Raw genomic sequence first — 19,948 nt, 5'->3', positions numbered from 1 at the left:
ACACATGTTAGTAAAAACCATTATGACTGAAAATGTTAAAACACTTAAAGAAACTGATACAATAGAACAAGCCATGACTCTTATGAATGCTTATAACATCAGACACGTTCCTATCGTAGATGAAGATAGACATGTCGTTGGACTTGTTACTGATAAGGATATTAACTTAGCATTACCCTCGATTTTGTCACAAGAAACAAACGTCACAATGAATCATAGCCTAAAGGAAATTATGAAAAAAAATATAATATCGACGAGTGAATATGACTTTGTAGAAGAATTAGCTGTAGACTTTCATCAATTTGATTTAGGTGCAGTCCCTGTTGTAAAAAATAGAAAGCTCATTGGTATTGTTACTCAAACGGATATTATGTCCGCGTTTATTGAAATTACAGGTATGAAATATCCAGGATCTATCATCGAAATTGATGTATTTGATAAACCTGGAATTGTGCATGACATTGGTCACACAATGAAAGAACTGAAAGTCCGTATTGTATCAATCACAATCTATGATAATAGAGAAAAACCAAATCATAAAGTTGTCGTCTTAAAAGTGAATGCGATGAATCCACAGAGAGCGATTGACGCACTTGTTGAAAAAGGATTCAACGTCTTAAACCCGCATAGGATGGAATAGATTATGAAACCTTTATATGTATATAGCGATGAGTTGTTAAAATATCGCTTTAGCGATACACATCCTTTTAACCAGATGCGTCTCAAGATGACGACAGACCTATTAAAGGCTGCTGGATTCTTGAAAGATAGCGATATTGTTGACCCAAGAGTCGCAACAGAAGATGAAATTAAACTTGTACATACTGAAGATTATGTAGAAGCCGTAAAACGCGCAGGTCACTTTGAATTAACGGACGAGGAACTGATTAACTTTGGTTTAAACACAGAGGACACACCTCAATTTGAGAACATGCATGAAAAATGCAGTATGCTTGTCGGAGCAACACTGCGTGCAGTGGACCTTATTATGAATGGACGAGCTAAGAAAGTAACATCGCTTGCTGGAGGCCTTCATCACGGATTTTCAGGAAAAGCGAGTGGATTTTGTATTTATAATGACGCAGCAATTGCGTGTGAATATTTGAGACAGAACTTTAACCAACGTGTTCTTTACATCGATACAGATGCCCATCATGGAGACGGCGTACAGTTTATATTCTATGATAATAAAGATATTATGACCTACTCAATCCATGAAACTGGACGTTACCTCTTCCCTGGAACCGGCCATGTCACAGAACGCGGTGTGGATAATGGTTTCGGATTCAGTGTGAATTTACCAGTAGATGCATTTACTGAAGATAATTCTTATTTAGAAGTGTTTAAAGAAAGTTTAGAGAGAACTGCAGAGATATTCCAACCAGATATTATTGTGAGTGTAAATGGCGTAGACGCCCATTATAGAGATCCGATGACTCACCTGTCACTGACTTCTAAGAGCTATGAAGAAATTCCGAGGTTTGTAAATTATATTGCAGATAAATATGCGCACGGGAAATGGTTAGCCCTCGGTGGTGGTGGATATAATATATGGCAAGTCGTACCAAGAGCGTGGGCACAAGTGTGGCTCGCGATGAACGATAAAGAAGCACCGACAGGACCGTTGCCACAAGCTTTTTTAGATGAATACAAGCCACTGTCAAAGCTCGAATTCCCAGAAAGCTGGCAGGACGACCTAGACGACTATATGAACATACCAAGACGACCAGAAATCACAGAAAAAAATCAATTAGTGTTAGATCGAATTATGATGTATTTAGAGTAGAGAAAACATTTCTCTGCTCTTTTTGTTTTTATCATATAAAAAACTGTAAAAATTGGACAAAGCAAAACACCCCAAGCATCAGCTTAGAGTGTCGTTTCTGAGTAGTTGAATTTGTATGGAAGTTCTACGTGCGTGATTTCTGTTTCTTCTTTGTTCATGAGTTTAGTAAGAAGTCTCATACCTACTGCGCCAATATCGTAAAGAGGTACTGCAATTGTTGAGAGTTGTGGTCGCATCATGTATGCGATTCTTGTATTTGAACAACTCATGATTTCAAGGTCATCTGGTACTTTAACATTATGATCTAAAGTACCGTGAAGCACGCCTCCTGCAACTTCATCTGAGATTGAAATTACAGCGTCTACTTTGCTATCGCTATTCACAAGGTTGTCGAATAATTCAATGCCTGCTTCGTATGTTAATGCATCGTAAGTATCTATTTTAGTTGAAATACCATGCGCGTCTAATTCAGCTTGGATTCTTTCTCCAATAACGTCTTCTAAGAAGCTATGGTATCCGCTCTTCACATATACGAAGTTTTCTCTGCCGCGCTTAATCATGTCACTCACTACTTCTCCTACTGCGTCTGGATAATTAATATTAACTGTCGACATATGTTTATGTTTTGAATATCCACACATTACAATTGGATTATCGTATTGTTCAATCACTTCATGAGTTGCTTCATCTAATGAACCACCTAAGAAAATGATTCCATCCACCTGGTTAGATGAAAGTGTCTCAAATGCCTTTAATTCCTTGTTCGCATCATTATCTGTATTAGAGATGATGATTTGATATTGGTACATTTCAGATACGTCTTCCAGTCCTTTAAGTATTGCTGAATAGTATAAATCTGATAGATCTGGAATGATTACACCGATTGTTTTCGTCTTTTTACTTGCTAATCCTCGCGCTACTGCGTTTGGTTTATAGTTTAAACGTTTAATAACTTCTTTTACTCTTCTTCTAGTATCGGGTTTTACATTTGGGTTACCATTGAGTACTCGTGATACAGTTGCCATAGAAACGTTTGCTTCTCTCGCAACATCATAAATTGTAATTGCCATTCTCTTGTTCCCTCCTCTATGAAAACGGTTAATATATATAATAACAGATTTCATAGTATAATTATCAATGTTTGCACATTTGTCACAAAAAAAATTCAGCACAACGGCTGAATCTTTTTTAAAGCTTAGACATATCAATGACATTTGAGTCATGTGCTTCACTTTTAATTGCTTCTTTTTGCAATTCAAGTGTCTCGTCATCGATTTTTTTAATTCGATTAACTTCTTCAAATTCTGCTTTTTTCTGTTTGATGCTATCTACAAGTTTTTCTTTCCCATCTTCGAACATGGCTTTAGGATCGCTTAAATCATCTCTAAGCGCTTGTCCTGATTTTGGTGCAAATACTAAACCTGCTACTGTTCCAACTACGATACCAAGTAGTAAACCAAAAGAGAAGTCTCTTCCTGTTGAACTCGTATCTTTTACCTCATTGTATTCATCAATACCATGAGTGTGTAAATCTCGATTATATCGTTCCATAGAACACCCCGACCTTTACTTCTTAATAACGTGATTTAACAGTTTTGTTTTGTCTTTGACGTTGGTTCCATTTGTCTGCAATTTCCATTGCAACGTTTGACCATTGTACCACTTGAGAAATTTGTTCCTCATTTTGAGAAATATTTGTAGTGATTGAGTTTGTCACTCTATCTACTGATGTGTTTAAGTTTTGAACTGAATAGCCAACACCTTGTACAGCATCTACTACTGAATTTAATTTCTCTACTTTACCTTGCACGTCTTCTACTAAGCGGTTACCTTTGTGTAGTAAGTCTGTTGACTCGCGTGTAATCCCTTGTATTTGACCATCAAGACCATTTAAAGTGTCTGCTACATAGTCTAAATTTTTCTTAACTGAGAATAGCACAACTGACAATGCAATACATAGTACTAAAAACCCTACTGCTGCAATTGCAAGTGCAATCCATCCTAACATACTCCAATCCATATTAACGCCTCCGCTATTCTTAAATGTGTATACTATTTATTAACCTATTCATAAGGTTTTTAAACATACAATTTTGATGTCTACGAAATTAGTTCTGTAAAGTGCTTCTCATACTTCTGTATGTCCCCTGCTCCCATGAATATGATCACTGCATCTTCATGTTGGTCAAGGTCTTGTAAATCATTTTCAGTCAATAATTCTGCGTCAGGTATCAAGTTTACCAAGTCTAAACTAGATAAACTGCCTGATTGCTCGCGAGCTGAACCAAAAATATTTACGATATATGCCTTATCCGATTTAGATAAGCTTTCTGCAAATTCATTTAAAAACTTCTCAGTTCTTGAAAACGTATGCGGCTGAAACACCGATACGATTTTTTTATCTTTATATTTTTTACGCGCAGTTTCTAGAGTTGCTTCAATTTCTTTAGGGTGATGTGCATAGTCATCGACAATAATGTAATTATGAAGCTTTGTTTCACTGAAACGTCTCTTTACTCCTGTATACGTTAAAAAGGCCTCTTTAATGTTATCTAGGTTAAGTCCTTCTAAATAACATATGGTAAGTACTGCTAAAGAGTTTAAGATGAGATGATCCCCAAACATTGGAATGAGGAGTGAGTCGATATACTCACCTTTAATGTAGAGATCAAAGCGAGTTCCCTTATCAATAACTTCTACGTTTCTTGCAGTAACCTCATAATCACCGTCTATACCATATGTATAAATCGGCACATCGAGTACGATGTCTTCAATATACTGATCTCCACCATATGCAATAACCGCTTTTTTAACTTGAGATCCCATTTCACGAAATGCAGATACAACATCATGAATATCTTGGAAATAATCCGGATGGTCAAAGTCTATATTTGTAATGATTGCATAATCTGGATGATATGCTAAGAAGTGTCTTCTGTACTCGCATGATTCAAATGCAAAGTATTCAGATCCGTCTTCACCAAATCCAGTGCCATCACCGATTAAATAAGTGGTTTTCTTATCCCCATTCATGACATGCGATAAAAGCCCAGTAGTCGATGTTTTACCATGCGACCCTGTGACTGCAATTGACGTGTATTGACTCATAAATTCAGATAAGAAAATATGATATCGAATCACTTTATATCCTTTATCTAATGCTTCTTTAATTTCTTCATGGTCATCTTTAAAGGCATTGCCTGCGATATATGTGAAACCTTCTTTTATATTGTTTTTATCGAAAGGAAGAATTTTAATACCTTTCTTCCTAAGTTGGTATTCAGTAAAGACTTCGCTCGTAATGTCTGAGCCCTGTACTTCATGCCCAAGGTCGAACAAAACTTGTGCGAGCGCACTCATTCCAGCACCTTTAATACCGATGAAATGAAATTTCTCCACAATTACACCTATCTTTCATCTTCTGTTTTAGAAATATAATCAATTATATCTTGTTTTGTTTGATCTTCGGCAATCGCAAGATTCAGCCTAACTGGCCGATTTGACGTTGGGATCGTTACTAATACATCATTACCCTTAATTAGCTTATCTGTACCATCAATTACAGTAGATTTTTTATCATAGTACGAAATTTTTGTCTGTAACATGTGTAAGAGTTCGTATCTAATGCTAATTTCAGGACGTGAATGATTCAGAATTAAGTGGATACCTAACGCTTTACCTTGTTTTAAAATTTGAACAACAGCACGCATTGCATCGACGTTATTACTTTCAAATAAATCTGCAACATTATCAATATAGACAATCATTGTGCTTTTTCTTGATTCACTTTTAACACGCGTGTTGAAACTCTGTATGTTTCTTACGTGTGCGCGTCTAAATTGAACGTTTCTCTTGTTCAACTCATCTATTATATCATGAAGCGCGTCATTTTCTAGAACAGACTGTATATTTCCGATGTGTTGAGGTAACTTTTCGTAATGGTTAAGTGACAATTCATCAGCATAGATTTTAAATTGGAATTCGTTAGACGTATGATTCATGAGCATTGATAATAATACACTATCTAATACGTTTTTGTGTTGCTCAGAGTCTCCATAAATTAGGATGTGTCCTGCTTTTCTTAACTCATAACTAAAAATTTTATTATCTACAGTCTTACCGAGCACAAATTTAAAATCATTTTTTCTTAGTTTTAGACCTGAATTCATAAATACAGATTTAAAATAAATTGGATATGATTCTTTAATCGGGAACTCGATTGCGATATTTTGATTACCGAGTACTTGTGAATATATACGTACATTCGGAATTTCTAAAATTTCTTCTAAATCTCTTTTCACTTCATCGATATGGGTCAGTTTAAAATTGGGCTCGAGCTTAATGCCGTAGCGGCCGATAATGCCGTTTGACTCAAAACTTGTAGCACAACCATTAACACCAACGGTTTCTAATATCTCATTGATGACACTGAAATCGTTCGTATTGTATTTAAGAAACGACATGTCTTGCTCTTTACCAAGCATGTTGATTGGTGGCAGTGTCATTGAAGGCCCGCGTCTCTTATCTTTATTTGAAAGATCAGCTTTAAAAGGAAGAGGCGCTTTCTTCTCTTCCTCTTTCAATGTCTTATTATTTGTTTCTTGTTGTTTATCTTGTTGATTCGATTGGTTTAGAGGTGAGATCGAAGAAGATAGACGATATGAATGACCCAACTTGCTCAAGCGTTTTTGACGTTCTAACTCGCGTTTTTCACGCTCTTTTCTCTTACGTACAATCGATTCAACCAGACTAGAATTATAGTTTTTGAACTTTTCTCCATAAATTTCTTTAGAGTTTAGTTCTTTACGGTGAGGGTTTTTCGTCCCATGGATGGCTGAAGGCACACGTCTTGCTTTAGTAATCGTGTGACTCGTTGGTCGTTTCACATTTCTTCTTTCATAAAATGTGTGGTTCGAGTCGTTCTTCTTTTCTCCATCACTAATAGATTCACGTCTCACAGAGTCATGCTTGGTAAAATCAATTTTTTCACCAGTATCCCCGTCCACTTCAAATGGGAATGGAAAACTTTCTCTCTTACGTAGATTTTCTACATTTTCATTATTAAATTGACGATCTCTCTGTGGTCTATTTCGACGCATTTCACTCACCTATTCTGCTTTAAATTCATCGCCTACATTATATGATTCTGGTAATACATAAATGCCATCTTCTTCTTGAGGCAGTCCTAATTCGCGTTTTGAGCAAATCATCCCGTTAGATTCTACCCCACGTAACTCAGATGGTTTAATATATAAACCATTTTTCATTACTGCACCAGGTTTAGCTACAACAACTTTTTGGCCTTTGTCCACGTTTTTCGCTCCACATACGATCTGTAATGTTTCATCACCAACATCAACAGTTGTCACGTTAAGACGCGTTGCATCTGGATGATCTTCACGCGTAAGCACATAGCCTACTACGAATTTTGGACTTAAGTCTGGTGTAATTTTCTCACTTCCAGCTTTCTCTAAAACTGTATTAATTTCTTCTAAAGCCGCTTCATTGCCTAACCCAGAATTTAAAGTGTCTTTACTAAATTTCTCACTTGCATCAAAAATGTTCAGGCCGACTGTTTCGCCGTTGTCCTTAATTACTGTTACCCCGTCAAGGTGAGTATATTCAGGATTTGTCGCACCTTTCAACGTAACTAGGAGCACATCTCCCACATGATTTTTATTGTAAGTAAGTCTCATTATTTTCCACCTTTATTCTTATTGTAGTCGCGTGCTTTTCCTAGGATAAACACAGGTTCAAGTTTTTTACTTCTGTATGAGAATGACAGGCTCGTGATTGGTGTCAACCCTTCTGCAAAGTACTGCATCATCATCTGTGCCATAATATCGTACCCTACTTCGTTCTTCACGTCTGCAATGATCAGAACATCTTGGTGAGGTAACCCGATCATCATTTCACCTTCTAATTTTCCATGCATATCATCTAAGAATCCTTTATTTAAAATTCTAGATGCATCGTATCCATCTTGATGACTGATGAAATAGAAGTCGTTATCTTGAACTGTCTGTTTTTTCACTTCTATTGGTAATTTACTTAAATTTTTAAACGCATGAAACTTAAGTGATTCTTCAGTAAGTTCGAACTTCTCTAAACTGTCTTCACCTAAAAGCTCATACCCTGTACCAAAATCTAGTGCATAGTATATATTTGTTTCTGCAGTATGCGCTTCGATAATGAATTTCGCCCCTGTTTTCATCTCTTTAGGGAAACTCGTACTTCTCACTACAGGATAGATGTGTTCTGTAATCTCGCGACCAATCTCTTCTCTACCCATGCGTTTTAATGTTTCTGTTACATAATATATTACTTCATCTAAGAACTTTTTGTCCTTATTTACCTTATTTAAAAGTTTATTAAGCTCGATACTTACACCCTCACGATTATCTTTACGTTCAATTCGTAGAGTTTCATTTTTTCTATCGAATTTTTCGTTAAATTCGAGTGTATCTGCTTTTAATTTTTGGAGTATCAAGTCTTTCAACTGTACTACATTCATTTAAATCCTCCGCTCATTCGCTACCTAAGTTAAGCTTTTGGTCACCATCTTTAATTAATCGATATGCATAAAGCACTCTATAAAGAATATATGTGACTACCGCTGGTAATATTATATGAAATATCGCTATTAATATCCATGTTTTAACACTCGGACCCATAGCTTCAATCGCCATAATTTGTCCAACCAGTCCACTTGTTCCCATACCAGCACCTGCACTGTTATTTTCCATTGGCCAAAACACTGCCATGATTGGTGCAATTATCGCACTCGCAATTGTTGGCGGTAAAATGATAAACGGATTACGAATGATATTCGCAACTTGTAACATAGAAGTACCTACACCAATAGATACAAGTCCAGAAACACCATTATCTTTATATCCAGTAACTGCAAGTCCTACCATGTGACAACAACATCCGATTACTGCGGCACCTGCTGCCAGTCCACTAATGTCGAGCATAATTGCAAGTCCAGCACTTGAAATTGGTGCAGTTAATACCACACCAAATACAACCGCAACAAGCATACCCATTAAGAATGGATTCTGTGTTGTGGCAAAGTTAATGAACTCTCCAATTTGAGTCATGAATTTTGAAACATATGGCCCAACAAATTGGCCAATATACACACCGATCACAATAGTTAAAAATGGACTAACAAGTATATCAATCGGCGTTTTCTTCTGGTAGAGTCTAGCGATTTCGATTACTACAATCGTCGTCACGTATGCACCAGCAACGCCACCTTCTAAGTATGCTGCATGCCCAACAATTACTGATGAAAAAATGATAAGCGGTGGACTTTTAAGTCCGACCGCTATCGCCACTCCAATAGCTGCACCTGCAAGTGACATTGCAAGTTCTCCTATTTCAGTTAGCGTACTAAATATGCCAATATATTGACCAACTGTCTTTAAAATTAAACCAACAATCAGTGAAGAAAATAGTCCAAGTGCCATGAAGCTCATGCCGTCAATAAACCATCTGCTGAGAAGTTTTCTCATGTTGTATTATCCTCTTAATAATTCTATCTTTTTAGAATCCACTTCTTTAACAAGTTCTGTTAATAAAGTTTTTGCATTTAGATAGTCTTCATAGTTAATGATTGAATGACTTGTGTGAATATATCTAGAACAAATACCTACGACTGCTGATGGTACACCTTCGTTTGAGACATGAATGCTACCTGCGTCCGTTCCACCTGGAGACGTATAATATTGATAGTCCACATTGTTTTTATCTGCAGTTTCTAGTAAGAATTCACGCATGTTTTTACGTAGAATCATTGTACGGCCCATAATTCTAATGAGTGTGCCCTTACCTAGTTGTCCAGTATCATTCTTTTTACCCATCATGTCATTGGCTGGTGAACAATCTACTACAAACGCAATATCTGGTTTGATTAAGTTAGAGCTTACCTTCGCACCACGTAAACCAACTTCTTCTTGTACGTTTGCGCCAACATATAAATGGCAGTCGAGTTCCGTGTCTTTTAACTCTTCCAATACTTCAAGTGCAATTAAGCATCCATACCTATTGTCCCAAGCTTTTGCTAAGAGTTTCTTGGAGTTTTCCATGATTTCGAACTTTACATCTGGAACAATTGAATCTCCAAGTTCGATACCCATTTCGTATACTTCGTCTTTTGAATCTGCACCAACATCGAATAGCATGTCTTTGATCTCTGTAGTGCTAGAATCTCCGCGGCGGAAGTGAACAGGTACAGAACCGATTACTCCTGTGATTTCTTTATTCTCCTTAGTTCTTAATTTCATCTTTTGGCTAAGTAAAACGTCTTTAGACCATCCCCCGAGTGGAATAAATTTTATGAGTCCATTATCTTGGATTTCTGTAACCATAAATCCAACTTCGTCCATGTGCGCTGCAATCATTGCGACCGGAGCATCTTCATTTTTAGATTTTTTCACTGCGAAAATACCACCGAGTCCATCAGTGATGATTTCAGCACCTAGTGCTTCGAATTCAATTCTTAAGTAATCTCTTACTTGATCTTCAAAGCCAGGAGCACCATGGAGTTCTGTTAATGTCTTCATGCGTTCTAAAGTTTTGTCTGTTAATTTCATTAAAAAAGCACCTCGTAAATTTATATTTATTTTAGATTATGGTAGACTAAAAACGAAGGAGGCTAAACTATGTCTAAACGTGTTTTTTGGTCTATTTTAATCAGTGTACTATTTGTTGTTCCAGCAATGTTATGGTTCATCACTTACCGTACAATCAATACTGAAAAGGTATTAAATAACTTGTATATGCAGTTTGATGGCATTTCTTTTGTATCGTTTGACTACAACCAAGCGGAACGTTTTGGTCTTGAACCTAACGTAATCAGTGGTGTATTACATGTTGAACAGAATGATGAGACACAAAAGTATAACTTTCTTGCTAACAAATATACAGGTGAAATCATGGAGATTACTATTCAGTAATCTCCAGTTTTTTATTTATTTTCACTTAAGTGTTTAAATGATTTTTCGATTTGCTTCATTGCATTTTCTATTTGCTCTCTTCTGAATCCTACGTTGAATCGTACATGCGAATTTGTAGGATCAAGATACATTTCACCCGGGCTAATCGCGAGTCCGCCCACTTCAACGAATGCTTTTTTAACTTCATCGTTTGTGAATCCCGATTTACTGAAGTCAATCCATGCAAGGTATGTCGCTTGTGGTATTTCTAGAGACATATAGTCACTTAGGTTTTCATCGATATAATTTTTCACGTAGACAAGGTTATCATGAATGTAATCATTCAGCGCATCCATCCAGTCACCACAATCATTATATGCCGCTTCAAGAGCCACTAACGCCAGTGATGATACCGTTCCGCAATGCAGTTGGTTCATAAGTTTCGTGATTTCTCTTTGAGTCTCATGGTCCTTAGAAATCGTGTATGCGAATGGAAGACTCGCTAGGTTGAATGATTTACCTAAACCTGTGATTACAATTGAATTTTTATATGTGTCAAAAAGATTTGCCACTGAGTAGAATAATTCTTTTGGACGAATAAAGTCTTTATGTATTTCATCAGAAACAAAGTAGACATTATTATCTTCACAGATTTTTAACATTTCTTCTTGCTGCTCTTTAGTCCAAATAAGACCTGTTGGGTTATGTGGATTACAGTGCAGATACACTTTCACATTATTCTCTTCAATAGTTTTTCTAAATTTATCAATATCAAGAGAATATTCACCGTTATTTAAATCAAGTGGACACTCGATTCTTTTTAGATTATTTTCTTCTAAAATCCCTACGAATGAGTTATATGTTGGGACAGTAATCATGACACTGTCGCCCGGCTCTGTTTTCGATTTTAAAACAGCAGAGACCGCAAATAGTACGCTTGTCGCATACTGAATATCCTCGTTATGTAATTCAAGATTGTGGCGCTCCGACCACCATTTTTTTATTGGCTCGTAAAATGAATCCGTTTGCCAAAGTGTGTAACCAAAAATTCCATTGTCAATACGTGCTTTTAATGCTTCTCTAATCGCTTCTGGCGTTTTTATATCCATGTCCGCAATCCAGAATGGCGCGAGACCCTTTTTACCAAAAATCATTTCCGTACCTTCATATTGGATACTGTATGTACCCTCTCTTGAAGTCACTTCATCAAAATTAAACTTTGTCATTCAAGCACCTCACATCTTTCATTTCTTTTTATTTTACCAAAGTTCTGTATAGACTTAAAATCAAATTGACATGAGATTAGGGAATTAGAGAGGAAATAGTGAGATTTGAAGTTTATCTAGTCGGGTCTTTTATGATAAAAACACGAACATCACGTGGATTCAGGGATATGTAAATTTCACGTGACGATTAAGTGTTAAATGTCATGTGGTTTCTGAAACTCCTAAATTAGACAAGACGATTAAGTGCTAAACATCATGTGGATTCAGGGATATGTAAATTTCACGTGACGATTAAGTGTTAAACAAGTCGTGGTTTTCATCTCACGCAGATTCCACGACTCGATTAAGTGATAAACAGGTCGTGGTTTTCATCTCACTACGATTCCACGACTCGATTAGGTGATAAACAGGTCGTAGTTTTCATCTCACGCAGATTCCACGACTCGATTAAGTGATAAACAAGTCGTGGTTTTCATCTCACTCAGATTTCACGACTCGATTAAGTGATAAACAGGTTGTGGTTTTCACCTCACTACGATTCCACGACTCGATTAAGTGCTAAACAGGTCGTGGTTTTCATCTCACTACGATTCCACGACTCGATTAAGTGATAAACAGGTCGTGGTTTTCATCTAACGCAGATTCCACGACTCGATTAAGTGATAAACAGGTCGTGGTTTTCAGCTCACTACGATTCCACGACTCGATTAAGTGATAAACAAGTCGTAGTTTTCATCTCACGCAGATTCCACGACTCGATTAAGTGCTAATCACGTTTATATTGTACGCCACATACTGGACTCTCATCTTAATCACAAAAAAATGCCCCTCAATTATGGTTTGAGGGGCGATCTGCTTATATTGAATCAACTGATTTAAAGTTTGCGTTGATCAGATATATTTTATTTCCGAGTGCTGAGAATTTGTTCTCGTACTCTGTGCGGATGTTGTCTTCTGGTTCGTTACTGTGCACGTCCAGATTGATTTCGTTGAAGTCCATACCGTATTGGTTCATAGAGATAAGGCTAAACTCAAATAAACCACGATTATCTGTCTTGAACTGCAAGTCTCCATCTTCTTTCAAAATTACTTCATACTGACCCAAAAAGTTTTCGTGTGTTAATCTTCTTTTTGCATGTCGATTTTTTGGCCATGGATCTGAGAAGTTTAAGTACACGCGATCAATTTCACTAGGATTAAAGTAATCAGTCAGTGTTGTTGCGTCAAATAATAATAATCTCACGTTCGTCAGATTTTTCTCTAACACTTTTTCTAATACGCGGATTAAAACATCTTTCGCGATCTCTACTCCAACAAAGTTTATTTCTGGATGACGCTCTGCAAGTGTTGTGATAAACGTCCCCATTCCTGTCCCTACTTCTAAATGGATGGGCTGGTCTTTATCGAAAAAGTCACTAATATTTTTAGTGTACTTTCCTTCAGTGTCCACAATATGTGCGTGTTCATTTAAAAAATCAATTGCCCACGGCTTATTTCTCATTCTCAATGTATATTACCTCTTATACAAATTTGTCTTTATTTAAAACATCGTTTAAGAACAGAATCCATTCGTTCATTTCTCTGAATCGTTTTCTGTCTTCGTACCATTGAACCATCGTGATTCCTTGTACGAGCGTGTACCACTTCATGCGCTGACGAAGATCAAAGTCAAGTGGTCTTCCGTATTTCGATAACCAGTCATCCCATTCACTAAAATTGACATATGTGTACAGTACCATTCCTAAATCAATCGCAGGGTCCGCAATCATTGCACCTTCCCAGTCTACTAAGAATAGTTCGTCTTCATCACTCAGTAACCAGTTGTGATGATTTACATCTCCATGGCAAACGCGACAAAATTCCGCATCAATCTTCGGCACTTTATTTTCTAAGTACTTAATTGAATCACGGACAATATGATGAGCATTAACTTTTGGAGAAAGGGAAGTTTGAATTTTATTTAATAAAATTTCAGGCAGCATTGGCTTCATACCAAGCTGTTCAAGTGTATTTAACAACTTATTAGAGGAATGAATTTTGTTCATAAGTCGTGCAACACGGCTAGAATTCATTTCAGTTTTTTTGAGCTCGCGACCATTTTTCCAATGTTGCGCAGTAACAACTTCTCCTGTTTCAATTCTCTTTGTCCAGACAAGTTGTGGCACAATTCCTTCCACTGACAATGTGGTTATAAAAGGACTTGTGTTGCGTTTTAAGAAAAATTTATCGCCATCAATTTCGGCCTTGTACGCTGATTTTGAAGATCCCCCTATTGGATCTAGCGTCCAGCCCAGTTGATAAAAATGGTCCACCGTGTTCACCTCACTTACTTTCGTCTAAAGAAAAAAAGTGCGCTAAAATCAGAGAAAAATTAGCGCAATTTTTGTGTTCGTATATAAATATTATAGTCTTTCTTACTTTAATTCAAGGACAAAAAAAGATTAGTTTTATAAAACATATGTTAATGAGTAGTCATCTACTTTACATACATTTATTTTTACAACTTTAAACATACGTTAATAAACGTTAATTCTCGTTAATCGAATGTATGTTCTTGTTAAATACCCGCTTCAAATGCTTTTTGAAGTTTTCTCGTGATTTCGCCACTCACACCGTCACCAATCTTTTCATCATCTACAGAGATCACTGGTGTAATCTCTTGTGTTGTTGAAGTGATGAACACCTCGTCAGCTTCTTTCAAGAAGTCCACCGTGAATGCTTTTTCTTTCACTGGAATATCAAGTGACTTTGCAAGTTTTATTACATATTGTCTTGTAATTCCATTTAACACAAAGTTATTTGCTTCATGCGTGTGTAAGACACCGTCTCTAATTGCGAATACGTTTGTTGACGTCCCTTCAGTGACAACGCCATCGCGGTGAAGAATTGCTTCAGTTGCCCCACTATCTTTCGCTTCCTGCTTTAATAACGTGTTAGATAGCAAGTTCAATGACTTAATGTGGCATTTTAACCATCTGTAGTCATCTCTCGTCACTGCTTTCACACCATCTCTCATCGCGTCAATTGGGCGATCCACTTTATTTATAAAAGATAAAACGACCGGTTGCACGCCTTTCTCTGGGAATAAGTGCGTACGCCCTTCAATCCCACGTGACACTTGAATATAGAGTGCTGCGTTAGGTAGCTTGTTTTTATCTTTCATTTGAATCATGATTTCTCGAATTTCTTCTTTGTCAATATCGATGCGAATTTCTTTCGCAGATTGAACGAGACGATCTAAGTGTTCTTCAAAAGTAAAGATTTCGTTGTCATAAATTCTTACAACTTCGTAAACACCGTCACCAAAGTAAACGGCACGGTCATTGTAGTTCACTGAAATCTTATCGTCATCTAAAAATTCACCGTTATAATAACTAATCTTCATTGTTTCCACCTCGGACTAAAATTCTGAAGAGTGCTTCTAAATAAATTGTTGTTGCTAAGAGCAACTCTTCAACTTTCATGCGTTCATTTTTTTGGTGCATCGTATCGAGACTGTCTTTAAACATCGCGCCGAATGCTACACCACGTTCCATCACACGTGCGTACGTTCCGCCGCCGATTGTGAATGGTTCTGTATCATCATCCGTATATTTGCGGTAAGATGCGAGCAGTGTTTTCACTAATGGATCATTTTTGTCTACATAGTGCGGCACCATGTGTGTTAAGTTTTCGACTTCAAAATGATGAATATCCAGTTTCTTTGTGAACTCTTCTAAAGCTGCTTTAAAGTCGAGTCCGACAGGATAGCGTAAGTTCACTCCATAATAACTTGAGTCATCATATACGTACTTCACCACACCAGTGTTTACGCTAGATGAACCCATCTCACTATGCGTATAGTCTATGCCAAACTGTTTAGCATCATAGTTATCCACAATAAAGTGATCCCCAAATGCAATGAATTTTAAGGCACGGTCATCAATTGTGATTGTTTTGAGGAAATTAATCATAAGCATCGCTGCGTTCACACCTTCTTGTGGTGTAGAACCGTGCGCACTCTTACCATAAATTGTGAGAGTAACTTCATCATCTTGGACAGATGACTCCCCTTTTTCACCTGTGTTTTTAAGGTAGTTTTCATACGCACTCACGATGTCTTCTACATGTGTTGATTTTAAAACTGCAATCGCACTTTCTGGTACCATGTTATACCTTTCACCCGAGTCAAAAGATAAAAGAACATGATCTCCAAGTGGTTTGATATCTGAATTTAATACGAGATCAAATGTTGTCATTCCTTTTTCCCCATAGATTAATGGGAACTCCGCATCAGGAGCAAATCCGGCACTTGGCATTTCCTCTTGTTTGAAATAAGCATCTGTACACTGCCAATCTGATTCTTCATCTGTACCGATGATGAGTCTCACGCGTTGATTTAATTCTAAATCTAAATCTTTTAATATTTTCATTGCGTAATAAGCTGCGATTGTTGGTCCTTTATCATCTTGTACACCCCGAGCTACGATGTAACCATCTTTAATTTCTGGTTTAAATGGATCTGTGTCCCAACCACTACCTGCTGGAACAACGTCAACGTGTCCTAAAATACCGAATAAGTCTTCACCTTGGCCAAGTTCAATGTGTCCGGCTAAATTTTCTACAACTTTTGTTGTCATGCCATCGCGTTCAGCGAGTGATAACATGTAAAGCAGAGCGTCTTTAGGACCTTGCCCTACAGGTGCATCTTTTGTACCTTTCGTTCTCACACTATCGATTGACAATAGTCCGAACAGGTCTTCCATAATCTTAGATTCATATTCTTTTACAATACTTTTAAAGTCCATAATTTATCACTCACTTCTCTCTTTTATGTTAATTATACAAAACCGTCTATTTGAACACAAAAAAACAAGCAGAAATTCTGCTTGTTTTCGATATCATATTATTATTTTTTGTCATCTGTTACGACATGAACATTGTAGTTTTCATTTACATCGCCTTGATCTTCAACTACATCCACGTCAGCCTCTACTGCTTTTTCTTGCGCTTTTTTTACTTCACCAGCAGATAATCCACCTTCACTTGCAAGCTTTTCTTTTTCTACTTTCTCATTTAGATGAATATCTGTATCAGGTGTTGTATAAGTGTCGTCGTCTTTATTTTTAACTTCGTCCACTTTCTCTTTTACTTTTGTTTTAGCTTCTTCTACTTTTTCTTTGCCTTGTTGTTTTAAGTTTTCGAATTCTTCAGTTGCGTTTGCTTTGAATTCTTCAGCTTTCGTTTTAGCATCTGCTTGAACGTCTTTTGCTTTGTCTACTGCCATCGCTTTTACGCCTTCAGCATATCCTTTTGGATCATTTTTCGCTTTTTCAACTTCAACTTTTGCTTGTTCAGAAACCTCTTCAGCTTTTTGAGTCGCCATAGACTGAACTGTTTTCGCATATCCTTTCGGATCATTTTTCGCTTTTTCAATTTCTTGTTTTACCGCTTCTCTATTTTCTGAAAGCTTTTTAACTCCTAAGCCAACTGCAAATAATGCACCGACTTTAACAACATTTTTAAAGAAATTACTCATAATAAATGCACCTCTTAAGATTTTGATAATTAGTAGCTTAGAAGTTATATACCCCAAGAGATGCATTTTATAAACATTTTAAATTAAGTTTTTTAGAAATTTTAATTCATCTTCAGTCACACGGCGATATTCTCCACGTTTAAGTAAATCGTCTAATTCCATTCCACCAAAAGAAATTCGTTCAAGTTCCACCACTTCATTATCTAGATATCTAAACATACGTTTCACTTGATGGAACTTGCCCTCACTAATCGAAAGATGAACGACTCTGTCACTCTTCTTCTCAGCCTTGGCAGGCTTTGTTGTGAAATCTTTTAATGGGATGCCGGTTTCAAGTCTCTCAATATCACGATCACTCACTGGCTTTTCTAATGTCGCTTTGTATGTCTTAAATATTTCTTTCTTTGGATTTAAAAGCTGATACGACAATTTCCCATCATTTGTTAAGATTAAAAACCCAGTCGTGTCTTTATCGAGACGACCCACAGGGAATAACTCGTCACTCTGTGGGTGGTCAATTAAATCAATAACTGTTTTTGTTGGACCTTCTTCCGTACTTGAGATGACGCCTTTCGGTTTATTAAGTAGAAAATAAATCCACTCTTCCAAAATGACGACGTCTCCGTCGACTTTTACCGTGTTTTTATCTTGTAATTTTAAATTGCGGTTCTTCACAATTTTTTCGTCGACCGCAACGCGTTTTTCTTTAATAAGCTTCGCAACTTCTTTACGTGAACCAAATCCTGCGTGTGATAAAAATTTGTCTAATCTCATAGGAATTTCAGGCGACGTCTAATTGAATTTGCGCGCTCTCCTAAGATTTTGTCTGCAAGTCCTGATTTAAATGTCAGGATGAAGTACACGATCACTCCTACAGGTACTGCTACCGCGAGTAATGAGACTGATACCAATCGATTTGTGATGTCGAAGTTCATCATGAACAAGAAGTACACTATTTCAACTGCGAGTAACATGACAATTCCGTATAGGACAATGTCAAACAGTGTTCCGATAATTTTTCTGAAATGAAATTTACCATATTTTTTGATAATGATGAAGTTTAGAATGACACCAATGAAGAGCGCAATGATCGTTGACATCGTTGCTCCGACTGTATAAAACTTCGTAATCATAGGAATGTTTAATAATGCTTTTGTTGCTAGTACAGATAAAACCACGAACACCGTTAAGTTTTGTTTATCGATACCTTGTACAATCGATGCGGTCATACTGAACAGTGAAATGATGATACATACGGGTGCATAGAACGTTAAGATTTTAATTCCCATTTCGTTAAAGCTATAGAATGCAGTATAAAGTGGTGCTGCTAAGATCATCATTCCGATTGCTGCAGGAATAACGAAGAACATTTGCATAACGACCATCGAACTTACTTGTTTCTCTAAATCATCGAAACGTTTTTGCTGGAAACTCTTCGTAATGAACGGCAGAATCGAAATTGCGAATGCACTTGCGAGTCCGACTGGAATCATTACGAGTTTTTGCGTTGTGATATTTAACATACCGAACCATGCGTCGCGATATTCTTCAGCAACTCCTGCGATTGCAAGTGCGTTGTTGTGTGTGAGCTGGTCAATGAACATTGTCATTGGGAACGTGATTCCGATAACAATAAATGGTACTGCATACGTGATAATTTCTTTATACATTGTTTTATAAGACAAGTTGATGCCTGTATGATCACTATCCACTTGCTTTTTAATCTGTGGCTTTCTTTTTCTCCAGAAGACGAATAAAACAAACGCTGCTGAGATTGCTGCAATAAATGCTGCGAATACCGCAACTTGGTTACCTAACTGGATGCTTCCACCAAGTACTTTAATTGCGATAAATGATCCACCAAGTAAAACTGTAATACGAACGATTTGTTCCACAACTCCAGATACACTTGTTGGTCCAAAGCTTTCAAATCCTTGGAAGATCCCGCGCCATGTTGCCATGAATGGAACGATGATTACTGCGAATGAAATAACGCGAATGATATTTGTGATATCTGCTTTATTCCATGCAAGTTCAGCGTCAGTTTGCGCGATGAGCTGTATATCTGCGATAAATGGTGCTAAGAACCATAATAATCCAAACACTAAAAATCCACTTGTGATCATGACAACTAGACTGGATTTGTAGAGTTTTTCAGATGTTTTAAATGCTCCGAGTGCATTGTATTTTGCAACGAATTTAGATACCGCTCCAGGTACTCCAGCCGATGCGACCGAAAGCATAATTGTGTACGGTGTATATGCATACCCGTATAATGCTAAGTTTTCCTCGCCACCCATGATGCCGTAAAATGGAATGATGTATAACATTCCAAGTAGCTGAGAAATGAATGTGGAAACTGTTAAAAATAAGGTTCCACGATACATTTTATTATTTTCAGACATGTATATACCTTCTTACCTATTAATTGCTAAGCTATATTATAATAGAAATGAAACTAATTTAAAACTTTAAG

General features: G+C 37.0%; 20 protein-coding genes. 3 read left to right on the top strand and 17 right to left on the bottom strand.

Annotation, left to right across the window (positions count from 1 at the left end; all coding sequences use genetic code 11):
- The first annotated feature begins 4 nt into the window (after positions 1-4).
- Complete coding sequence (locus IEU51_RS00605) at positions 5-640, top strand: CBS and ACT domain-containing protein (protein WP_186088271.1); 636 nt, start codon at positions 5-7, stop codon at positions 638-640.
- Positions 641-643: 3 nt separating this feature from the next.
- Positions 644-1,786 carry an acetoin utilization protein AcuC gene (locus IEU51_RS00600; protein ID WP_186088273.1) on the top strand — a complete coding sequence of 381 codons (1,143 nt, stop codon included), beginning with the start codon at positions 644-646 and terminating at the stop codon, positions 1,784-1,786.
- An 83-nt stretch (positions 1,787-1,869) separates the two neighbouring features.
- Here the strand turns inward: IEU51_RS00600 and IEU51_RS00595 are convergent, their stop codons facing one another.
- From IEU51_RS00595 to IEU51_RS00555, 9 genes are all read right to left on the bottom strand, one after another.
- Positions 1,870-2,856 (bottom strand): LacI family DNA-binding transcriptional regulator, encoded by a 987-nt coding sequence (locus IEU51_RS00595; protein ID WP_186088275.1) that lies wholly within the window; start codon positions 2,854-2,856, stop codon positions 1,870-1,872.
- 118 nt (positions 2,857-2,974) lie between these two features.
- Positions 2,975-3,337 carry a YtxH domain-containing protein gene (locus IEU51_RS00590; protein ID WP_186088277.1) on the bottom strand — a complete coding sequence of 121 codons (363 nt, stop codon included), beginning with the start codon at positions 3,335-3,337 and terminating at the stop codon, positions 2,975-2,977.
- A 22-nt stretch (positions 3,338-3,359) separates the two neighbouring features.
- On the bottom strand, positions 3,360-3,806 hold the full coding sequence (locus tag IEU51_RS00585) for a DUF948 domain-containing protein (protein WP_186088279.1): 447 nt from the start codon (positions 3,804-3,806) through the stop codon (positions 3,360-3,362).
- 80 nt (positions 3,807-3,886) lie between these two features.
- Complete coding sequence (murC, locus tag IEU51_RS00580; protein ID WP_186088281.1) at positions 3,887-5,185, bottom strand: UDP-N-acetylmuramate--L-alanine ligase; 1,299 nt, start codon at positions 5,183-5,185, stop codon at positions 3,887-3,889.
- A gap of 8 nt (positions 5,186-5,193) precedes the next feature.
- Positions 5,194-6,885, bottom strand: coding sequence for a DNA translocase FtsK (locus IEU51_RS00575; protein ID WP_186088282.1), 1,692 nt, complete (start codon positions 6,883-6,885; stop codon positions 5,194-5,196).
- Between the two features lie 9 nt (positions 6,886-6,894).
- Positions 6,895-7,482: a YtpR family tRNA-binding protein gene (ytpR, locus tag IEU51_RS00570; protein ID WP_186088283.1), complete on the bottom strand. Its 588-nt coding sequence runs from the start codon at positions 7,480-7,482 to the stop codon at positions 6,895-6,897.
- Positions 7,482-8,300: a DUF1444 family protein gene (locus IEU51_RS00565; protein WP_186088284.1), complete on the bottom strand. Its 819-nt coding sequence runs from the start codon at positions 8,298-8,300 to the stop codon at positions 7,482-7,484. The genes ytpR and IEU51_RS00565 overlap by 1 nt, the downstream gene beginning before the upstream one ends.
- A gap of 13 nt (positions 8,301-8,313) precedes the next feature.
- Positions 8,314-9,306, bottom strand: a complete 993-nt coding sequence (locus tag IEU51_RS00560) for a PTS transporter subunit IIC (RefSeq protein WP_186088285.1) — start codon at positions 9,304-9,306, stop codon at positions 8,314-8,316.
- A gap of 6 nt (positions 9,307-9,312) precedes the next feature.
- Entirely contained in the window at positions 9,313-10,386 is a 1,074-nt protein-coding gene (locus IEU51_RS00555) for a M42 family metallopeptidase (protein ID WP_186088286.1), read from the bottom strand.
- 69 nt (positions 10,387-10,455) lie between these two features.
- On the opposite strand from IEU51_RS00555, the gene IEU51_RS00550 reads away from it, so the two are divergent.
- Complete coding sequence (locus IEU51_RS00550) at positions 10,456-10,749, top strand: hypothetical protein (RefSeq protein ID WP_186088287.1); 294 nt, start codon at positions 10,456-10,458, stop codon at positions 10,747-10,749.
- An 11-nt stretch (positions 10,750-10,760) separates the two neighbouring features.
- Here IEU51_RS00550 and IEU51_RS00545 read toward each other — a convergent pair whose 3' ends face one another.
- The 8 genes from IEU51_RS00545 to IEU51_RS00510 form a co-directional block, all read right to left on the bottom strand.
- Entirely contained in the window at positions 10,761-11,954 is a 1,194-nt protein-coding gene (locus IEU51_RS00545; RefSeq protein WP_186088288.1) for a MalY/PatB family protein, read from the bottom strand.
- An 856-nt stretch (positions 11,955-12,810) separates the two neighbouring features.
- Complete coding sequence (gene trmB, locus IEU51_RS00540; protein ID WP_186088289.1) at positions 12,811-13,461, bottom strand: tRNA (guanosine(46)-N7)-methyltransferase TrmB; 651 nt, start codon at positions 13,459-13,461, stop codon at positions 12,811-12,813.
- 13 nt (positions 13,462-13,474) lie between these two features.
- The gene (locus IEU51_RS00535) at positions 13,475-14,266 is read right to left on the bottom strand and encodes a phosphotransferase family protein (RefSeq protein WP_186088290.1); all 792 of its coding nucleotides are present in this window, start codon (positions 14,264-14,266) and stop codon (positions 13,475-13,477) included.
- Between the two features lie 245 nt (positions 14,267-14,511).
- Positions 14,512-15,339 carry a D-amino-acid transaminase gene (dat, locus tag IEU51_RS00530; protein ID WP_186088291.1) on the bottom strand — a complete coding sequence of 276 codons (828 nt, stop codon included), beginning with the start codon at positions 15,337-15,339 and terminating at the stop codon, positions 14,512-14,514.
- Positions 15,329-16,741, bottom strand: coding sequence for a dipeptidase PepV (gene pepV / locus IEU51_RS00525; protein WP_186088292.1), 1,413 nt, complete (start codon positions 16,739-16,741; stop codon positions 15,329-15,331). The genes dat and pepV overlap by 11 nt, the downstream gene beginning before the upstream one ends.
- A gap of 101 nt (positions 16,742-16,842) precedes the next feature.
- Positions 16,843-17,472: a hypothetical protein gene (locus tag IEU51_RS00520; RefSeq protein ID WP_186088293.1), complete on the bottom strand. Its 630-nt coding sequence runs from the start codon at positions 17,470-17,472 to the stop codon at positions 16,843-16,845.
- A gap of 78 nt (positions 17,473-17,550) precedes the next feature.
- Entirely contained in the window at positions 17,551-18,246 is a 696-nt protein-coding gene (locus IEU51_RS00515) for a pseudouridine synthase (protein WP_186088294.1), read from the bottom strand.
- On the bottom strand, positions 18,243-19,877 hold the full coding sequence (locus tag IEU51_RS00510; RefSeq protein ID WP_186088295.1) for a putative polysaccharide biosynthesis protein: 1,635 nt from the start codon (positions 19,875-19,877) through the stop codon (positions 18,243-18,245). The genes IEU51_RS00515 and IEU51_RS00510 overlap by 4 nt, the downstream gene beginning before the upstream one ends.
- Between the last annotated feature and the right edge of the window lie 71 nt (positions 19,878-19,948).

This window comes from Phocicoccus schoeneichii (genome assembly GCF_014635565.1).
Lineage (GTDB): Bacteria > Bacillota > Bacilli > Staphylococcales > Salinicoccaceae > Phocicoccus > Phocicoccus schoeneichii.
This window is presented reverse-complemented; position numbering and strand designations above follow the sequence as displayed.

Bases quoted from the DNA above. Each gene is read 5' to 3' on its own strand.
- IEU51_RS00605 (WP_186088271.1), top strand. From the start codon at position 5: ATGTTAGTAAAAACCATTATGACTGAAAATGTTAAAACACTTAAAGAA.
- IEU51_RS00600 (WP_186088273.1), top strand. From the start codon at position 644: ATGAAACCTTTATATGTATATAGCGATGAGTTGTTAAAATATCGCTTT.
- IEU51_RS00595 (WP_186088275.1), bottom strand. From the start codon at position 2,856: ATGGCAATTACAATTTATGATGTTGCGAGAGAAGCAAACGTTTCTATG.
- IEU51_RS00590 (WP_186088277.1), bottom strand. From the start codon at position 3,337: ATGGAACGATATAATCGAGATTTACACACTCATGGTATTGATGAATAC.
- IEU51_RS00585 (WP_186088279.1), bottom strand. From the start codon at position 3,806: ATGGATTGGAGTATGTTAGGATGGATTGCACTTGCAATTGCAGCAGTA.
- IEU51_RS00575 (WP_186088282.1), bottom strand. From the start codon at position 6,885: ATGCGTCGAAATAGACCACAGAGAGATCGTCAATTTAATAATGAAAAT.
- ytpR (WP_186088283.1), bottom strand. From the start codon at position 7,482: ATGAGACTTACTTACAATAAAAATCATGTGGGAGATGTGCTCCTAGTT.
- IEU51_RS00565 (WP_186088284.1), bottom strand. From the start codon at position 8,300: ATGAATGTAGTACAGTTGAAAGACTTGATACTCCAAAAATTAAAAGCA.
- IEU51_RS00560 (WP_186088285.1), bottom strand. From the start codon at position 9,306: ATGAGAAAACTTCTCAGCAGATGGTTTATTGACGGCATGAGCTTCATG.
- IEU51_RS00555 (WP_186088286.1), bottom strand. From the start codon at position 10,386: ATGAAATTAACAGACAAAACTTTAGAACGCATGAAGACATTAACAGAA.
- IEU51_RS00550 (WP_186088287.1), top strand. From the start codon at position 10,456: ATGTCTAAACGTGTTTTTTGGTCTATTTTAATCAGTGTACTATTTGTT.
- IEU51_RS00545 (WP_186088288.1), bottom strand. From the start codon at position 11,954: ATGACAAAGTTTAATTTTGATGAAGTGACTTCAAGAGAGGGTACATAC.
- dat (WP_186088291.1), bottom strand. From the start codon at position 15,339: ATGAAGATTAGTTATTATAACGGTGAATTTTTAGATGACGATAAGATT.
- pepV (WP_186088292.1), bottom strand. From the start codon at position 16,741: ATGGACTTTAAAAGTATTGTAAAAGAATATGAATCTAAGATTATGGAA.
- IEU51_RS00520 (WP_186088293.1), bottom strand. From the start codon at position 17,472: ATGAGTAATTTCTTTAAAAATGTTGTTAAAGTCGGTGCATTATTTGCA.
- IEU51_RS00515 (WP_186088294.1), bottom strand. From the start codon at position 18,246: ATGAGATTAGACAAATTTTTATCACACGCAGGATTTGGTTCACGTAAA.
- IEU51_RS00510 (WP_186088295.1), bottom strand. From the start codon at position 19,877: ATGTCTGAAAATAATAAAATGTATCGTGGAACCTTATTTTTAACAGTT.